Origin of the sequence: Neptunomonas phycophila (genome assembly GCF_001922575.1) — a bacterium.
Lineage (GTDB): Bacteria > Pseudomonadota > Gammaproteobacteria > Pseudomonadales > Balneatricaceae > Neptunomonas > Neptunomonas phycophila.
In genome coordinates this window covers 2,258,572-2,275,710 of record NZ_MRCI01000001.1, presented here as the reverse complement: position 1 = coordinate 2,275,710, position 17,139 = coordinate 2,258,572, and the positions used below count along the sequence as shown (strand labels likewise).

Here is a 17,139-nt window from a genome sequence, read left to right as displayed (position 1 = left end):
CAAAGTCGCATGAGCATTATCTATCCTATGTTTGCTTTAGTTGTTGTAACGTTTGTGGTGGGGTTGAGTATGGGGGCTGCTAGGCTGATCAGTGTTAAAAAAGGCCAAGTAAACCCGAAATATTACAAATTACTTACAGGGTATGAGGCACCCGAAAATATTATAAAATTGAGTAATAACTTTAGTAACCTCTTAGAAGTACCTATTTTATTTTATATTTTGGGAGTGTTATTGGTTGCCTTGGATATAAATAACTTCGTTATTCTTATTCTGGCGTGGTGTTTTGTCGCTTTACGCATTGTGCACTCTGTTATTCATATTACCTATAACCACCCTAAACACCGGTTTTATGCTTTTTTAACATCCAGCTTAATTGTGTTAGCTATGTGGGTTCAGCTCATCATTTTAATTAGCTAAATATAAAAAAGATGATTCATTGAATCCTGCCTTTAGCGTTACAAAGGCCAAACCAGCAAAATAAGCGGCACGGCGAGCAGTACGATCATTATTTCAAGTGGTAAACCCATGCGCCAGTAGTCCCCAAAGGCGTACCCGCCTGGGCCCAGTACTAGTGTGTTGGACTGATGGCCGATAGGGGTGAGGAATGCGCAAGAGGCACCTACAGCAACCGCCATGAAAAACGGGTCCGCACTGACGCCTAGCCCCATCGCAATACCATACGCCAATGGCGCCATGATCACGGCCGTGGCGGCATTATTAATGATGTCCGATAAAAACATGGTAACGACTAACACCAGGCCAATAATAAGATAGACGGGCATCCCTTGGGTGAGCGTTAATACTTGCGTGGCGAGTAACTCTGTTAGGCCTGTGCTTTGTAGGGCAGAGCCTACAGGGATCATGGCGGATAGCAGGATAATAACCGGCCAGTCGATGGCATCGTAAAGGTTACGAACAGGCAAAATATCCAGTAACAGATAGACGATAACGGCAAGGCAAAATACGATCGCCAGTGGCAGTATTTTGGCCATACCCAGAGCGATGGCGACGGTAAAGATAGCCAATGAAATGGCAATTTTTTTCGGCTGACCTAAGTTGATATTGCGCTCGGCAAGGGGAATCATACCTAGCTCGCTAAGCCGTTCGTTGATGTCATCTACAGCGCCTTGTAATAACAAGATGTCGCCTGCTTTAAACTGTTTACGTCGCAGCCTGCGAATATGCTGCCCTTCACGCGCTAGGCCAACCAATGCGAGGGAGCCACCACTTCGCCTACGTAAAAAGGGTACATCGCGGCCTTCTAGTACCGAGCCTTTTTTGATTACACCTTCTACTAATGTGAGTTCGCCTTGGGTTAGCTTAGAAAACTTTTTATCGGCACTGGTGATCAGTTCTAGCTCGTTCTTGTCGAGCAGGGGTTGGACTTCTGAGGGATCAGCCTGCAAGAGTAAAATGTCGCCAGCATTAAGCAATTGTCCTGCACGCATCGACATCGTTTTACCATGTCGGTGGGCTATGCCCACAATTTCGATGCTAGCGTCTTGTAAGCCATCTATCTCGTCTACTGATTTACCCACTAAGCTTGAGTCGGCGGTGATGATGACTTCGGTGAGGTACTCGTCTATAGCAAATAGTTGATCGGGCGAGCTGCTTTTAAGTCGAGCGGCGGGGATTAATCGCCATCCAACTAGTGTAATAAAGAGAACGCCCATGATGGCGATAGCAACACCGACTGGCGAAAAATCAAACATGCTAAATGATTCACCGCTTGCTTCAGCTCGCATCATGGCAATAATGATATTGGGCGGAGTGCCTATGGCGGTTGTCATGCCGCCCAAAATACTGCCAAAAGCTAGAGGCATCAAAATTAGCGCTGGCGAGCGTTGATGTTTGCTACAGGTGGCGAGCGCCACAGGTAACATGAGCGCGAGGGCTCCTACGTTATTCATAAAGGCGGAGGCCACGGTGACGACCGTTGTCATGATCAGAATATGGCTGAGTGGGCTTTCGGTGTAGGGTAGGATTTTTTGTACAATCACATCTACCACACCTGAGCGGCGCAGTGCATCGGATATGACCAGTACGGCCGCTACGGTGATGACCGCTGGGTGGCTAAAGCCTACAAAAGCTTCATCAGCCGCGACCAAACCTGCCAGTACACACAGCCCCAAGGCGATGGCAGCCACAATATCATGGCGATACTTTCCCCACACAAAGAGAACCAGCGTTAACATCAAAATTGCAGTAATCAGCCATTGATCGGTATTCAAATGCAGCTCCCTATAAAAGCCTTAGACGGTGAGAAACAGTGCCGCTTACTATTCAGAATACGTAGGTAAGCCCAAAAAAACTACTGGCTTTTCAAAGCATATGATTAATGGGAGTGTAGCGAACCATACAAAGTGTGATGTGTTGATCGGAGATAAAGGTCTATGGAATTATTCATAACTGCACAGGCATGAGAAGCGCTAAATTAAAAACGGCGCCCTTAAGAGCGCCGTTATTGATGGTTACTGACTAGTCTTGGTCTTTTACAAAGGTCTTATCTTTTTCACCTGCAAAGAAGTCGCGGCCATAGACCAGTATGCATAGCACTACACCCACGGCGAATGCCCATGTAGCACCTCGGGTGGCTAGAACAGCGGCCACTATACCGGCAATACCCAAGTCTCTTTGAGAGCGTGCTTCCATAATGCCTATTTTGACCGATACATAACCTTGGATCAGCAGTGTTAGTGCTAGCGCTACGCCTAAGATCGGCTGTACTAGGGTTACGATTGGCATAAACAATAAGCCAGTATTGGTACCCCAGCGGAACGAGCCTGCACCGCCAAAAATAGAGTACATGGCTTTTTTACCTTGGCTAAAACGCTCCACAATAACGACATGCATTGCTGCCCATAATGGACCGCACATGGTGACATCTGGACCTAAGATAGACATAGCTGAGTTACGTGCACCAAAGATCATGTGAGCACGGTCTGGGCTGTAATCAATCTTCTCATCGGGGCGTGCTTGGTCTGCTTCTTCTAGAATGGCGCGGCTTTGTAAAACATCACCAAATAGAACGATGTAGGCTGCTAGTACCGTAGGAATAGCGCTGATAAACATAGCGATTGGAGGGAAGCCAATACCAAACACTGTGTACTCATTCCACAGTGTGACAAAGTCAGGAGAAGAGAAGCCCCATTCAAGCGTAGGCCAGTTTGTTTCACCGACGGTAGGCGCAATGATGATCGCTAAGACAATGATCGGGAATACACCTAATTTTCCGATGAGGTTGAACAGTGCATTGCTCTGTTTTAGCTCGGCAAAGTGACGAGAAAAAATGACATAGAATGCGATACCAACCGCTAGGGTAATGGTGATTGGGTATAAGTCAAAGCGACCATCTACCTTAAATACGGCCATTACGGCGGCGATACCGGCACCAATAATGATCCCTGATTTGATCGCTTGCGGGATAAGCGATACGACTCGGTGCGCGAGCCCCGAGGCGCCAATGAAGATGGCAAATACCCCTAAGAGCAATTGGAATGAGACGAGTGCGTGTATTCGTTCGGGGCCTTCAGGGAAGGCGGCGCAGTAAGCCATGAGTAGTGGGATAGCAGGTGTGATCCAACCTGGCACCACAGGGTCACCTAACAGGTGATGTAGTAAGTAGAATAGACCGTTAAGCATAACAACAGCCAATGCGACTTCAAACGGCATGCCTAATAGTTCGGTCATCAGTGGTATTGCCGCTAAATCTACGGCACACATCAATAAGCCTTGAAAGTAATCTGGCCATTCAAAGCGGTAATGTATAAAGGGCAAGCGCACCTTGAAAGGTCCCATAGACCAATACGGTGTTTCTTGGCTGTCTATGCGTTCTTCTCTCATTATTATTTCCTTTATTTTTTTAATAATGTAGGAGCCTCAGCGTTGATGGCTGAGGCAATCAGGGCCTGTTAAAACAGGGTTTATTAAAAGGCTTCTCGGTATAAGTTAAGGGCGTCTTCTTCTGTCACTGGCACAGGGTTGTTGCCAAGTAGACGAGTTTGAAGCATGGCGTCTTTCGCTAAGGTAGGCAGGCTCTCTTCTGTCACATCAACTTCCCTCAGCTTTTGTGGCGCGCCAGATGCGTTCATTAACGATTGCATGTGGTCTACGAACCGGCTTGCTTTAGTGGCCGTATCTTCTTGGCTTTCGCCTAACAAGACATCGGCTAGCTCGGCATACAACTCGGCGGCTGCTTTCATGTTGAAGCGAAGCACAGGGCCAAGCATTAAGGCGTTAGTTAGGCCGTGAGGTAAGTGATAGTGGCCACCTAATGGGTAAGCTAATGCGTGAACGGCCGCTACAGGGCTGTTCGAAAAGGCTTGGCCAGCTAGGTTGGCTCCCAATAACATTGCTTCGCGTGCCGCTCGGTTTGTTCCGTCTGTGCAGGCGGTAATGAGGTTGTTAGCTAGCAAGCGTAGAGCTTCTTTCGCTAACGCATCCGATACGGGGTTTTTTAGGTGCGCTGAAGTGTAGGCTTCAATTGCATGGACCATGGCATCGATACCTGTCGCCGCCGTCGGTAGGGCAGGTAAGCCGACGGTGAGTTCGGCATCCAGCAGTACTCTGTCTGCATAAAGCTGTTGTGCCACTACACCCATTTTGGTCGTTTCGCCGGTCGTCAAAATCGTAATATTGGTCACTTCGGAGCCTGTGCCCGCTGTTGTCGGCACTTGGATCAGCGGCGTTCGAGAACCTTGAACGTTTCCAATGCCGTAGAGTTCTGACAATGGCTGCTCTGATGTCAGCATGACGGCGACCAATTTGGCGATATCCATTGACGAGCCGCCACCCAGCCCTAAAACAATATCGGCCTGCTGGGATTTACCCAGTTCAACACATGACATGAGTACGTGTTCTGGTGGGTCCGCAACAACATCATCAAAGATAATGGTATGAAAGCCGTGCGCTTTTAATGAGGCTTTGGTTTCTTCTAATAAGCCACTTTCGTTTAGGAACTTGTCGGTAACGATTAATAAGTTACGCTCTTTGAACCAGCCTGAAAGCAGCTCTCCTAACCGTTTTGCGCCACCCCATTCAACATGCATTGATCCGGGCGTGTTAAAAGAAAAAGGTTTAATGCCGTTGTTCATAGTGATCTTCCTAAAGATTAAAGAGCGCTGCAGATGTATTTCAGCTCTAGATACTCATCGATGCCGTATTTAGAGCCTTCACGGCCTAAACCTGACTGTTTTACACCGCCAAACGGGGCAACTTCGTTTGAAATGATGCCGGTGTTGTGGCCAACCATTCCGTATTCCAGTGCTTCGGCAACGCGTATGCTGCGGGCGTAGTCTTTGGTAAAGAAGTAAGCGGCGAGGCCAAAAATGGTATCGTTTGCCATGGCTACGGCTTCTTCTTCGGTGTCAAACGGGAATAAAGGAGCCATTGGGCCAAAGGTTTCTTCTTGGGCGACTTTCATGTCTGGTGTGACGTCGGTCAGGATAGAGGGCTTTAGAAAGAGTCCGCCTAGACGCTCGCCACCATAGAGCAGGGTAGCGCCTTTACTCACGGCGTCTTGGATATGCTCTTCGACTTTGGCTATGGCTTTTTCTTCGATCATAGGGCCAATATCGGTGCCAGGCTGTGTGCCATCTCCAACGTTAAGCGCTTTGACTTTCTCAAGTAGTTTTTCTGAAAAAGCTTTATAAACCCCGCGTTGTACCAAAATACGGTTTGCGCACACGCATGTTTGGCCAGCGTTACGGTATTTAGAAGCCATGGCTCCTTCTACCGCTTTATCTAGGTCGGCATCGTCAAACACAATAAAAGGGGCGTTACCGCCAAGCTCTAGTGACATTTTTTTAATGGTCTCGGCGCATTGAGCCATTAATAACCGGCCCACTTCGGTCGATCCTGTGAATGACAATTTAGTTACCGTTGTGCTGTCGGTGAGTACCTTGCCGATTTTGCTAGCTGAACCGGTAACGACTTGGAACACACCGTCAGGAATACCCGCTCGCTGTGCTAACTCACCTATTGCTAAGGCGGTGAGCGGTGTGAGGTCGGCAGGTCGTACAATCATTGAGCAGCCCGCGGCTAATGCCGGTGCCGCTTTGCGTGTGATCATGGCGGCTGGGAAGTTCCATGGAGTAATGGCCGCAGTTACGCCGATAGGCTGTTTGATGACGGTTAAGCGCTGGTTAGCCAGCGGAGCTGGAATCGTATCACCGTAGATTCGTTTCGCTTCTTCGGCGAACCATTCAATAAACGAGGCTGCGTAAGCGATCTCGCCTTTGGCTTCGGCTAGGGGCTTACCTTGTTCAGTCGTCATGAGTAACGCTAAATCATCGGCATTTTCTAATAGCAGCTCGAACCAACGTCGCAGAATTTTTGAGCGTTCTTTGGCGGCCATCGCAGCCCACTCGCGCTGAGCCACTTGTGAGGCCGAAATGACGGCAGGGATTTCAGAGGCTGATAAATGAGGGATGCTGGTGATGACATCGCCTGTGGCTGGGTTGATGACATCGATTGTGCTTTTGTTTTCAGCTTCTACCCACTGTCCATTGACTAAACAACGGTCTTTGAGGAGGGACATGTCTTTTAACATGAGTGCTACCATTTATTATATTAAGTTTTGCTCTGCCCAACGAAGGTGTAAACGTAAGGAGTTAGCAGAGCACCAACAGAACTGTCTTTTCAGATGAGATTAACGATGAGTAGAGTGGCCGTACGAGCGCCGATCATCTTCGTTTTATTGTTGTTCTGAAGAGAGCAGTGTTGTTTAGAGATAGCAAGCGAAGTGCCAGTTTTTTGATTGCAGGTAAGTTGCTGAAAGTATTGAATAAAAATAGATGTTGGGTGAGGCGTGGTAAATTATTGAGCGGAAACCGCTCATCAAATTTTGAAAAGCGAGCGCTAAGCGCTCGTTATCGGTTAGCGCTCAGGATAATAGATCTTCCAGTGGCTGAGTAAACGGGGAAGGGATAGCTTGCTGTTTGAACCTGTGGTTGTTCCTATCGCTATGACCTGTTGCAACTGGTGGGTCTTTGGGTCCATGAAAGAAGAGAAACCTTCGGGGTCTTCGGGTAAGCGTAATGAGAGGTGTTCCAGTGCCGTCTTTAATGCGTCGTTAGAAGCATCGACCCCTGTTAAGTGTACGGCCTCGGCTATTGCCATGATTCCAGAGTAGGCACCTTCAGCGGCATAAGAAGGGTATCGGCCACTGAGTTCATAAAAACGTGATACAAACCATTGATTTAGCGGTGTATGAGGCCAGTTATTATGATGTCTGGCTGACATGATAAGCCCTTCGGGGAGGTCTTTACCCAGCTCGACTAATACTTCGTAGTTACCGCCTGTATCAAAGTTTGCAAACTTTGCGTGGCTAAACAGCGATGTATTGTTGGCCTGTTGAATGAAGGCGACTAGGTCGCCACCCCACATGGAATTAATCACTAAGTCCGTAGGCTTTTCTAATAGCGCTTTAATAAATGCGCTGTAATTAGGTTCGTAAAGCCGTGGCCAGAGGGTCGTCACTACCTGATAGTGCACGCCGAGTGAGTCTAATGCGTCTACAAGATCTTGCCATATGGTATAGCCGTAGTCGTAATCAGGCGCTATATGCGAGATGCGAATAGGTTTTTCGGCGCTGTTTGGGAAATACTCTTTAATGTATTTAGCACCGGCTATAGCGCTCTGTTGGGTGTTGTTGTTCACTCTAAAATAATAGGGGCTTACCAGCGGCGATGTCATTCGGGAGGACGCATGGTCTGTCCCGATAAAAAATACCTCTTCTTGGGCGGCGACTTTGGCAACTTGCCAAGCAACCGACGAGTTCACCACGCCACAGATGAACCGGCTACGGCCTTTTTCGACAAAGTCTTTCACTATGCGTGTTGCTCGTGAAGCCTTTGAGCGCGTATCTTCAATAACGACTTTTAGCGTTGGATACACATCGGGGCTTTGTGCAAGTTTTTCCAAGGCTATTTGAATACCTATCTGGCTATCGCGGCCGTATAGACCTCCGCGGCCTGTCAGTGGAAAAAGGCAGCCCACATTGATATCAGCATCGTTTTGCTCGCCCAACACAATAGCGCCAGCTACTGTTGAGGGGTGCAGTAATGTGCTGAGTAAAATGATAAGTACATATCTATGTGTCAGATTTTTGATCATCATTGTTGTGCGTATCATGTCGGTTAACTTTCAATGTTAAGGCGCTGTAAGCGTCTTTTAAGTGCGTGCCTAGAAATGCCCAGTTTTTCAGCCGCCACACTCTTTCGTCCATTACTGTCGCTCAGTGCTTTAAGAATGATTTCTCGCTCTTTGCTCTCTACTTGAGAGGTAAGCTCAGGTGTATTGGACTCGGGTGTTTGTATCGCCTGTTGCGGGGCGTACTCGGGCGGTAAATGCTGCGCTGTTGCCGTGATACCCGGGTAAAGAATCGTAAATCGCTCTACAAGGTTTTTCAATTCGCGTATGTTGCCCGGCCAAGCGTATGTTTGTAATAGCTGGATGAGCGCAGGGTCCCACAATGGTGCTTTGGAGCCTTCTTTGCTGGAAAATTGCTCGGTAAAGTACTTAATCAGTAATGGGATATCTTTGGGTCTTTCACGCAATGCGGGTGCGTGAATGGGGAGTACATTTAATCGGTAAAATAAATCTTCCCTGAAAGCACCGTCTGTTACCGCTTGTTTTAGATCGCGGTTGGTGGCTGCTATTACCACGACATTTGCTTGTTTTATGCGATTACCGCCGATGGGGCGATAACTCCTGTTTTCTAAAAAGCTGAGTAATTTTGTTTGAGCTGATAGTGGCATTTCTCCAATCTCATCAAGAAATAAGGTGCCAGTATCCGCCAGAGCGATCAGCCCATCCCTTTTTTGAGAGGCCCCAGTATAAGCGCCACGTTCAGCGCCAAACAGTTCGGCTTCGATAAGTTGCTCAGGTAAGGCGGCACAATTAATTTCGATGAAAGGGGCGTCTTTAAAGCGCGTGTCATGGACACAACGGGCAATAAGTGATTTGCCCGTACCAGACTCTCCGGTAATAAGGACCGTTTTCGCCGAACTATTCCCTATTTGTTCAATAAAGGCTTTGAGTTGTGTTGTAGTGGCGTCCAGCCCAACAATGGATTGTGTTTCGCCTTGTTTGGCACGTAAAAACGATAGTTCTTTTTGTGTGCGTTGTTGCTCTGCACAGCGGTGGATTAATACTTCTAATTCATCAATATCAAAAGGCTTAGTGAGATAATCCACGGCGCCATCTTTAACGGCTTGAACAGCTGTACGCGTATCACCATGTGCCGAGATCATAATGACGGGGGTGTCGGCATTGAGTGTTTTTAGCTGATGCAATACGTCTAATCCGGACATGTCGGGCAGGCCTAAATCCAGCAACACTACATCGGGGCGACTCTTTTGAAACTGCTCAACCCCATCTTTACCGGTGTGTGCCGCGGCTACTTCGATGGAAGGGTCGCTCAAAGAAAAGATAATACTGCGTATTAGGTTTTTCTCATCATCAATAATTAAAACCGATAAGTTACTCATGGGTATCTGCTTGCTTTGGAGGAAGGTTAAAGGAGAGGTGAACGCTTGTACCGACACCTATTTCACTTTCGATCGTTAATTCTGCATGGTTTGCATTTAATAAGGTTTTACAAATTGAAAGGCCTAACCCTGTTCCTGCTGTTTTAGTGGTAAAGAATGGTTCAAAGACTCTCGCTAGCTCTGTATCACTGATACCTGGACCGTTATCGATAACCGATAAAACGATGTGGTGCTCCTGCTTTTGCCCGCTTAATAATATCTCCCCGCCTGCAGGCGGCATCGCTTGAATGGCGTTAAGGATCAGGTTCATCAACACTTGGCGAACATGTGAAGGGTCGGCGAGTATGGTGAGATCCTGCGGACATTCTATTTTGAGGATAACATGTTGCTTTCTTGCGGAGGCATCCACAAGAGCCGCTATGCTATCTAATTCATCAGAAAGTTGTAGGTATTCCTGTTTGGGGGGATTAGGCCGCGCATAATTTAATAAATTATTGACGACTTGCTCAACCCGATCGATTTCTTCTTCAACCATATGCAGCATTTCTACATGCTTGGGTTTGGCTTCGCGTTTTATCAGCGTTTTTATTGTCATGCCGACAATCGTTAATGGGTTTCGTATATCGTGAGCTAGCCCAGCAGCGAGTTGACCCAAAGAGGCTTGCCGCTCTATATCGATGGTGGCTTTAATGGTTTGGTTGAGTTGTCCTCTCATGCGCTCGATAGCATGCGTTAGACGCTCTACTTCGGTGCCCGGCTGTAAGGGCACGGGGGAGTCTAAATCGCCAGCGGCAACTCGCTCTACGCCTTTAATAAGGCTGTCCAGTTGTCTTTCTAAATGTTTAGAAACGTAGAAATGCAGAATCAGTAAAAGGCCAGCGGTTAGGAGCACTAAGCTAATCAGACCATTACGCATGGCTGCACTGGGTGGGCTGACTAAATCTTTATTTTGAATAAGTTGTAAGTTCCACTCGGGGATTAACGGATAGCCTTTAACGGCTTTAGTGTGGTGTTCTACCGGCTGCCCGACAATATCGAATAACCGGTGGCCAGGCACTTCAAGCAATGGAGTGTAGATACCTTCTGCACCTAAGTTTTTAGGGAGAGAAGCCAGCGAGTTAAACCGAAGTACTAACCCGATATAGTATTGTTCAGATGCGTTAAAGCTTGCGGCAATGGGTTTGAGCATCAATACCGCCGGTGGGTGATTAAAACTGTATGGCTCAGGCCCGTAGAGTTCTGTGTCGTCAAAGGCGATTGGGCCATAACGTAGTGATGATTGATAACGTTCAGCCGAGTAAGCATTGTCCGGAAAGCTCCATAAAAAACGTCGCTGTTTATCAAAAAACACAATGCCATACACATTGTGTAAGTCGGTTTGTAGCCGTAACAGGGTTTGCAGTTCGGTTGATAGCGAGTTGACTCCCGATTCGCTGTAAATGACGGGGGAGTCTAGTTCGTCGGCGAGCACATCTAACTGATAGGCTCGCTCTCGTAAATGTACCTGAAATTCATTCTGAACCGCGGCTACTCGACTGCCTAATTGGGCGTTAGTCACTTTGCCTAGCAACTGAAAAAAGTAAGAGTCATAAATACTGGCAAACAGCAGCAATGGAACGAGCGCAACCAGCAAGGATAAAAGCAAATATCTATTGGTGAGGCGGCTACTGCGTTTGGGATTCAAGTGGAGACTCTTGCTGGTATGTTTTGTTTATTATGCGAGTAATAATGGCGAAGTTTTCTTGTTCAATCCAGTATTGTATGACTTAGTTGTTATCTAATGCAGTCAGAGTTAATAACGGCTCCCGCTGTAATCCATAGTAGGCAGGTAAATGCGTCTCGATAAATACATTTGTAAAAGCACCCAGCTCTCTAAAGCTGAGGCCGTTTGTTCTATACAGGCGGGGAGGGTGAGTGTTAATGCAACCGTAGCGATTGATGCCGCGCTACAAGTACATGAAAACAACACAATTGAATTAGACGGGGTACAGCTTAAACCCAGAGCATTTCGTTATCTTTTGATGCATAAACCCGCTGGTTTGGTCTGCTCTAATGTGGATGAGGCCTACCCATCGCTTTTTAATCTATTGGATATCGACCGAGTGTCAGAGCTACATATTGTTGGGCGTTTAGATGTAGATACCACAGGTTTAGTGCTAATAACTGACGATGGTCGATGGTCTTTTCATATAACGCAACCAACTAATGCTTGCCCTAAAGTGTATCGCGTTGGTTTAGCGCGGGCTTTATCGGCAGGGGATATCGATGAATTAGTTGCGCAATTTAAGCAAGGGATTCGGCTACAAGGTGAACAACGCTTAACATTACCTGCTACCCTAGAGGTCATATCCTCCAAAGATGTGCGTTTAACGATTACCGAAGGTCGGTTCCATCAGGTGAAGCGTATGTTTGCTGCCGTGGGTAACCGAGTCGCTTCGCTGCATCGTGAGCAAATAGGTGATGTTCTCGTCGATGTTGATGAAGGCCAGTGGCGTTATTTACATGATACCGAAGTTCAGTCCTTTAGCCTGGCTCAATAAGCTTTATGTAGGCTATTAATCCATTGATTTAACCAGAGTAATAAAGCGATACCATGACAAGAAAGACACTCAGCTTGAAGGTAAAACGTACCCCCGTCGAGCCAATTGATACAGCGCAAGATTTGTATCCCAATGACCCTAAACAGCGTTTTTTGAATGGTGTAGCTATACACCCTTCACCCTGTATTCGTTTGGAGTTGGGCTCTCAGGAATATTCTACCCGTGCGATGGACTTAATAACGCCCATCGGTATGGGGCAGCGCGGTTTGGTCGTTGCGCCACCCGGATCAGGAAAAACAACAACCCTAAAACATATCTGCCAAGCCGTTGGTAAGGCGTATCCTGATATCAAGCTTTATGCATTGTTAATTGATGAGCGCCCAGAAGAGGTTACAGACTTTACTCGGGGCGTAGCGGCCGAAGTGCATGCATCATCGTCAGATCAAAGCTATGCCCACCATGCGCGGTTAGCGGATGAGTTACTCGATAAAGCCTGTAAAGAGGCTGGAGAAGGTAACAATGTCATGATTGTTATTGATTCACTAACGCGTTTGGCGCGTGTCCACAATGCCGAACGCAAAAGCAGTGGCCGCACTATGTCGGGCGGCGTTGATGCCAGAGCGCTGGAGATACCGCGCAAGTTGTTTGGTGCTGCTCGTAAAATTGAAAACGGTGGCTCGCTAACGATCTTAGCGACTATTTTAGTGGATACCGGCAGCCGCATGGATCAAGTGATTTTTGAGGAGTTTAAAGGCACAGGTAACATGGAGTTGGTATTGTCACGCGAGATTGCGAACCATCGTATATTCCCCGCGATCGATATCGCAAAAAGCAGCACACGCCGTGAAGAGTTCTTATTAGACGCTAAAAGTATTGATCAGGTAAGAAGCTTAAGGCGTGCTTTAACTTTACTTAAGCCAATCGAAGGTGCAAAGCGATTAGCCGAATTACTTGAAAAATACCCGACCAATACTGAGTTGTTAGATGCGTTTAAACCGAGTATCTCATCAACGTGAAAAGCTGTTTTTGTCGCTGCTCCGGCGTATGTGTTTTGTATTTTAGTTGAGTAACGCATCTTGGCTGATGACTCCTTTTGCGATCAACTGCTTTAATACTTGGGTGCTTTTTTCTTTTAATAAATCCCGTAAAAGGCGTGCGGCGGGTGTGATAGATTGCCTGCTAGGGAAGATAAGCCACATCTCTGTGGCGGCGGGTTTAAAGCCTGGCATTAGGCTAACGACTCTATCCGCCAATAAATCATTAGCCATATCAAAACACGATTTGGCCGCTAGCCCTTTACCACTTGTGCACCAACGCCGCACTAAATCACTGTCGTTTGTTATGCGATTACCGCTGACTTTTATCTTGTGCTGAGTTTCGCCTTCATAAAATGTCCATACGTCATGGGTGATGTCATGTAACTGATAAAGTAACGCATTGTGAGAGGGTAAATCTTGAGGATGTTTTGGGGTGCCATGTTTTTTTAGATAGCTGGGTGTGGCGCACAATAACCGAGGAACATTACATATTTTGAAGCCATACAAGTTAGCGTCATTGGGGGATCCGTAACGAATCGCCATGTCTAATGAATCTCTATAAAAATCGATATTGCTATCACTCATGTGGGTCCGAATGCTTAAGTTCGGGTGCTGTTCCATAAACTCATCTAGCCAGGGGATCGCCAAGTTGCGTCCAAAATCAGAGGACAATGCAATGCGTAGTTCTCCGTCAATAATCGCCTGATCGTTTTTAATATTTTGTTTTGCGCTGTCCAGCATGAGCAATGCTTGCTCACACTGCGGAATGTACTTTTCGCCTGAGCTGGATAACCTTAGCTGGCGAGTTGTTCGTATGAACAGTTCTGTACCTAGCTGTGCCTCGACTCGTTTTAAGGCGGCGCTGGCGGTGGCGACCTGCATATCTAGGTGTAAGGCTGCCGCTGTAATGCTGCGAAACTCCGCTACCTTAAGGACCACTTGAAGATCTTCTATCTGCATTTTCTCAAATTATTTTTGATAATGTTTCAATCATTATGCGCTTACAGGCATGTAAATCAAGGCGTACTATCGCTTTCATCCGATGTTGATGAGCCAGACTCACATCATCACCCTTATCAAAGTGGAGCGTTATTATGAAAGCGATTGGTTATTTAACATCTTTACCTATTACGAAAACTGATTCATTAGTCGATGTGGAACTACCGCAGCCTAGCGCTAAAGGCCGCGACTTACTTGTTAAAGTAAACGCGATAGCAGTGAACCCGGTTGACTATAAAGTGCGTCAAAATACGGCACCTGCTGAAGGTGAATATAAAGTATTAGGATGGGATGCCGTTGGCGAAGTGGTTGCAATCGGTGAGGGGGTAACCCAATTCAAGCCCGGTGATCAGGTATTTTACGCCGGTGATGTGACTCGACAAGGAAGCAATGCTGAATATCAATTAGTGGATGAGCGTATTGTTGGTTTCAAACCAACAAGCTTGTCTAATGCGCAAGCTGCCGCTTTGCCTTTGACGACGATTACTGCGTGGGAAATTTTGTTTGAACATCTAGCTTTGAAGCAAACGGCTCCCGGATCAACTGACCGTTCTAAAGAGGTAGTGCTAGTGGTGGGAGCCGCTGGTGGTGTAGGCTCCATACTCATTCAACTGGCTAAGGCATTGACGGGAGCGACGATTATTGCAACGGCATCGCGTGAAAGCTCTCAGGCGTGGGTTACGCAATTAGGGGCTGATTATGTGGTTGACCATACACAAGCATTAGCAACGCAGATTGATGCATTAGGCATTGGACCCGTAACGCACGTGGCTAGTTTAAACAGTACAGATAGTTACTTTGATACCTATACCCAACTATTAGCTCCCTTTGGTCGCATCGCTATGATTGACGACCCTAAAAATATGGACGTGACAGCGCTGAAAAGAAAAAGCTTATCGCTGCACTGGGAATTTATGTTTGCTCGCTCCATGTTCCAAGCGGAAGATATGCAAGAGCAAGGCAACTTATTGAATCGCGTAGCTGAGCTAATTGACCAAGGTTATGTAAAAACGACGGTTGGTCAGCACTTGGGTTTAATTAATGCCGCTAATTTGCGTACGGCACACGAAGCGCTCGAGAGTGGTCGTTCTATCGGAAAAATTGTTTTGGAAGGATTCTGATAGACGAAAATTAGTGTAAATAGCGTTTTTAATAAAAGGAAAAGATCATGTCTCGACTAACCGTAGTTGCCAATATTGTAGCCAAGCCCGATAAAATTGATTTAGTGAAAGCTCAGTTGCTGAAACTTATTGACGTTACGCGCGCCGAAGAAGGCTGCATTAATTACGATCTGCATCAGGATAATGATGTGCCAGCGCATTTTATGTTTTATGAAAACTGGGAAAGCCGTGATTTGTGGCTTGCTCATATGGATAGCCAACACCTAAAGTATTATGTGGCAGCTACAGAGGGTGCGGTGGAAGAGTTTGTGTTAAATGAGATGACTCAGCTGTAGTTGTTCTGGTGTTGCATGTCTATAAGGCCAAGCGTTATCCGTGATTATAAAGCCCTACGGTTTGTCCGTCGGGCTTTGTGCTTTAGGGCTAAGTGACGCGCATCGTTTGGAGCAATACTTAACGTTGGGCCAGTCTCGCTCCCATTTTTTTCGCCATGTAAAAGGGCGGTTGCAGGTACGGCATATTTTGCTGGGAAGCTGCGATTTTTTCATATGTCATTTCATACCAATGGGCCAGCCAGACGCATCAAGCGAGTCCAAAGCGGCGGTGTGCTCATCGCCTTGCCATTTGTGAATAAATTCATGGTGTGGATCAAACATTTGAGTTTGTTTTTCAAGGTTAAAATGACGTCCGCCGCGCGGGTCGGTTCCCACTCCGGCAATGTATTGCCAATTGCCCCAATTGGAAGCGACATCGTGGTCAATTAACCTTTCTTGAAAATAGGCAGCGCCATATCGCCAATCAATACCCAACTCGTTGATTAAGCAGCTAGCGGTTAGTTGTCGGCCTCTATTTGACATATAGCCTGTGGCATTTAATTGCTTCATGCAGGCATTTACTAGTGGGTAAGGGGTACTACCTTGGCACCATTTGGTAAATCGTTCGGCAAAGAAACTTGTGAGCGGAGGTGAGCTTGCCATACCTCTAAAGCGGAAAAGTGTAGACCCTATCTTGAGGGCTACCCAATTAAAGTACTCACGCCAGAGTAGCTCAAACTTAATCCAATAAGTGTCATCATTTTTAATATTGATCGCTTCGTAGGTGTTTACAGCCTTCCATATTTGGCGAGGCGATAAGTTACCATGGGCAAGGTAGGGGCTAAATTTTGTAGAATTATCCCATCCGTCCAGCGCGTTACGGGTGTGTTTATAGGTGCTTGGTGAGCTTGTACCGAAATAATCATTCAGGTGACACTGAGCCGCTAACTCTCCGGGAATGAAAGATAAGTTTTGAGCATTCTCAAGTCTCGATAACTTATTGTCATTCATTTTTAGAAAATCGGATAAATCCTGCACTTTTTTGAAAAGCCCTTTAAGGTCTAGTGGCTCTGGTAAGTTTAATGGCTGTTCTGTTTGGGCTGGTGTGGGAAGGATATCGCGTTGCTCAACGAATTGCCGGAAGGTCGAAAAGGATTTTAATATCGAGAGGCTTTCCTTTTTTGTGCTGCTTTGCTGATGGCTGTTTAACTGTTCTGGGCTATACAGGTAGTTATTCCATCTTGTGTGTAAACTATTGGGTGTAAGCTTTTGTTGAATACTGTGGTGAGTTTTACGCTCGTACCAACCGCTGTGAGCGTTACAGCCCATGATATCAATTCCGTTTTGCTGAACTATGGTGGGTATGATATCGACAGGGTTGCCGAAAAGAATATGGAAGCGGTGCCCCATTGCGCGGAGCTGTTGTTCCAAATCGACTAAGGATTCAATAATAAATTGCAGGCTGAATTCACCAATTAATCGGTGTTGATAATTTCTTGGGGCAATCCATGCTGGGTTAAAAACATAGAGAAAGGCCAAACGTTGACTCTGACGAGCCACATGTTCCAGTGCCATATTGTCTTTAAGTCGTAGGTCGTTAGTAAACCAGTACAGCGCTGTTTTATCAGACAAAACGA

General features: G+C 46.6%; 15 protein-coding genes. 5 read left to right on the top strand and 10 right to left on the bottom strand.

Features of this window, described 5'->3' with window-relative positions; all coding sequences use genetic code 11:
• The first annotated feature begins 9 nt into the window (after window positions 1-9).
• Window positions 10-417: an MAPEG family protein gene (locus BS617_RS10270; RefSeq protein ID WP_075172715.1), complete on the top strand. Its 408-nt coding sequence runs from the start codon at window positions 10-12 to the stop codon at window positions 415-417.
• A 38-nt stretch (window positions 418-455) separates the two neighbouring features.
• On the opposite strand, the gene BS617_RS10265 is transcribed toward BS617_RS10270, so the two are convergent.
• The 7 genes from BS617_RS10265 to BS617_RS10235 all read right to left on the bottom strand — a co-directional run bounded on the left by BS617_RS10265 (window position 456) and on the right by BS617_RS10235 (window position 11,175).
• Complete coding sequence (locus BS617_RS10265; RefSeq protein WP_075172714.1) at window positions 456-2,231, bottom strand: SLC13 family permease; 1,776 nt, start codon at window positions 2,229-2,231, stop codon at window positions 456-458.
• Window positions 2,232-2,478: 247 nt separating this feature from the next.
• On the bottom strand, window positions 2,479-3,843 hold the full coding sequence (locus BS617_RS10260; protein ID WP_075172713.1) for a hypothetical protein: 1,365 nt from the start codon (window positions 3,841-3,843) through the stop codon (window positions 2,479-2,481).
• 83 nt (window positions 3,844-3,926) lie between these two features.
• Window positions 3,927-5,081 carry an iron-containing alcohol dehydrogenase gene (locus BS617_RS10255; RefSeq protein WP_371264551.1) on the bottom strand — a complete coding sequence of 385 codons (1,155 nt, stop codon included), beginning with the start codon at window positions 5,079-5,081 and terminating at the stop codon, window positions 3,927-3,929.
• 29 nt (window positions 5,082-5,110) lie between these two features.
• Window positions 5,111-6,550 (bottom strand): NAD-dependent succinate-semialdehyde dehydrogenase, encoded by a 1,440-nt coding sequence (locus tag BS617_RS10250; protein WP_212667425.1) that lies wholly within the window; start codon window positions 6,548-6,550, stop codon window positions 5,111-5,113.
• A 326-nt stretch (window positions 6,551-6,876) separates the two neighbouring features.
• A complete protein-coding gene (locus tag BS617_RS10245) occupies window positions 6,877-8,133 on the bottom strand; it encodes an ABC transporter substrate-binding protein (RefSeq protein WP_246283243.1) in 1,257 nt (418 codons plus the stop codon).
• A gap of 5 nt (window positions 8,134-8,138) precedes the next feature.
• A complete protein-coding gene (locus BS617_RS10240; RefSeq protein WP_075172710.1) occupies window positions 8,139-9,491 on the bottom strand; it encodes a sigma-54-dependent transcriptional regulator in 1,353 nt (450 codons plus the stop codon).
• On the bottom strand, window positions 9,484-11,175 hold the full coding sequence (locus tag BS617_RS10235; RefSeq protein ID WP_075172709.1) for a sensor histidine kinase: 1,692 nt from the start codon (window positions 11,173-11,175) through the stop codon (window positions 9,484-9,486). Before BS617_RS10235 ends, BS617_RS10240 begins: the two co-directional genes overlap by 8 nt.
• Before the next feature lie 226 nt (window positions 11,176-11,401).
• Between BS617_RS10235 and BS617_RS10230 the strand changes: the two genes are divergently transcribed.
• Together BS617_RS10230 and rho are read left to right on the top strand one after the other, a co-directional pair.
• Window positions 11,402-12,031, top strand: coding sequence for a pseudouridine synthase (locus BS617_RS10230; protein WP_306460946.1), 630 nt, complete (start codon window positions 11,402-11,404; stop codon window positions 12,029-12,031).
• Window positions 12,032-12,084: 53 nt separating this feature from the next.
• Complete coding sequence (gene rho / locus BS617_RS10225; protein ID WP_075172707.1) at window positions 12,085-13,047, top strand: transcription termination factor Rho; 963 nt, start codon at window positions 12,085-12,087, stop codon at window positions 13,045-13,047.
• A gap of 42 nt (window positions 13,048-13,089) precedes the next feature.
• Here rho and BS617_RS10220 read toward each other — a convergent pair whose 3' ends face one another.
• Entirely contained in the window at window positions 13,090-14,028 is a 939-nt protein-coding gene (locus tag BS617_RS10220) for a LysR family transcriptional regulator (protein WP_075172706.1), read from the bottom strand.
• 134 nt (window positions 14,029-14,162) lie between these two features.
• Between BS617_RS10220 and BS617_RS10215 the strand changes: the two genes are divergently transcribed.
• On the top strand, window positions 14,163-15,188 hold the full coding sequence (locus BS617_RS10215) for a zinc-binding alcohol dehydrogenase family protein (protein WP_075172705.1): 1,026 nt from the start codon (window positions 14,163-14,165) through the stop codon (window positions 15,186-15,188).
• Window positions 15,189-15,235: 47 nt separating this feature from the next.
• Window positions 15,236-15,523, top strand: a complete 288-nt coding sequence (locus BS617_RS10210; RefSeq protein WP_075172704.1) for a putative quinol monooxygenase — start codon at window positions 15,236-15,238, stop codon at window positions 15,521-15,523.
• Window positions 15,524-15,577: 54 nt separating this feature from the next.
• Here BS617_RS10210 and BS617_RS10205 read toward each other — a convergent pair whose 3' ends face one another.
• Both BS617_RS10205 and BS617_RS10200 read right to left on the bottom strand, forming a co-directional pair.
• Window positions 15,578-15,736: a DUF2256 domain-containing protein gene (locus tag BS617_RS10205; RefSeq protein WP_075172703.1), complete on the bottom strand. Its 159-nt coding sequence runs from the start codon at window positions 15,734-15,736 to the stop codon at window positions 15,578-15,580.
• A gap of 3 nt (window positions 15,737-15,739) precedes the next feature.
• Complete coding sequence (locus BS617_RS10200) at window positions 15,740-17,134, bottom strand: DASH family cryptochrome (RefSeq protein ID WP_075172702.1); 1,395 nt, start codon at window positions 17,132-17,134, stop codon at window positions 15,740-15,742.
• Window positions 17,135-17,139: the final 5 nt, after the last annotated feature.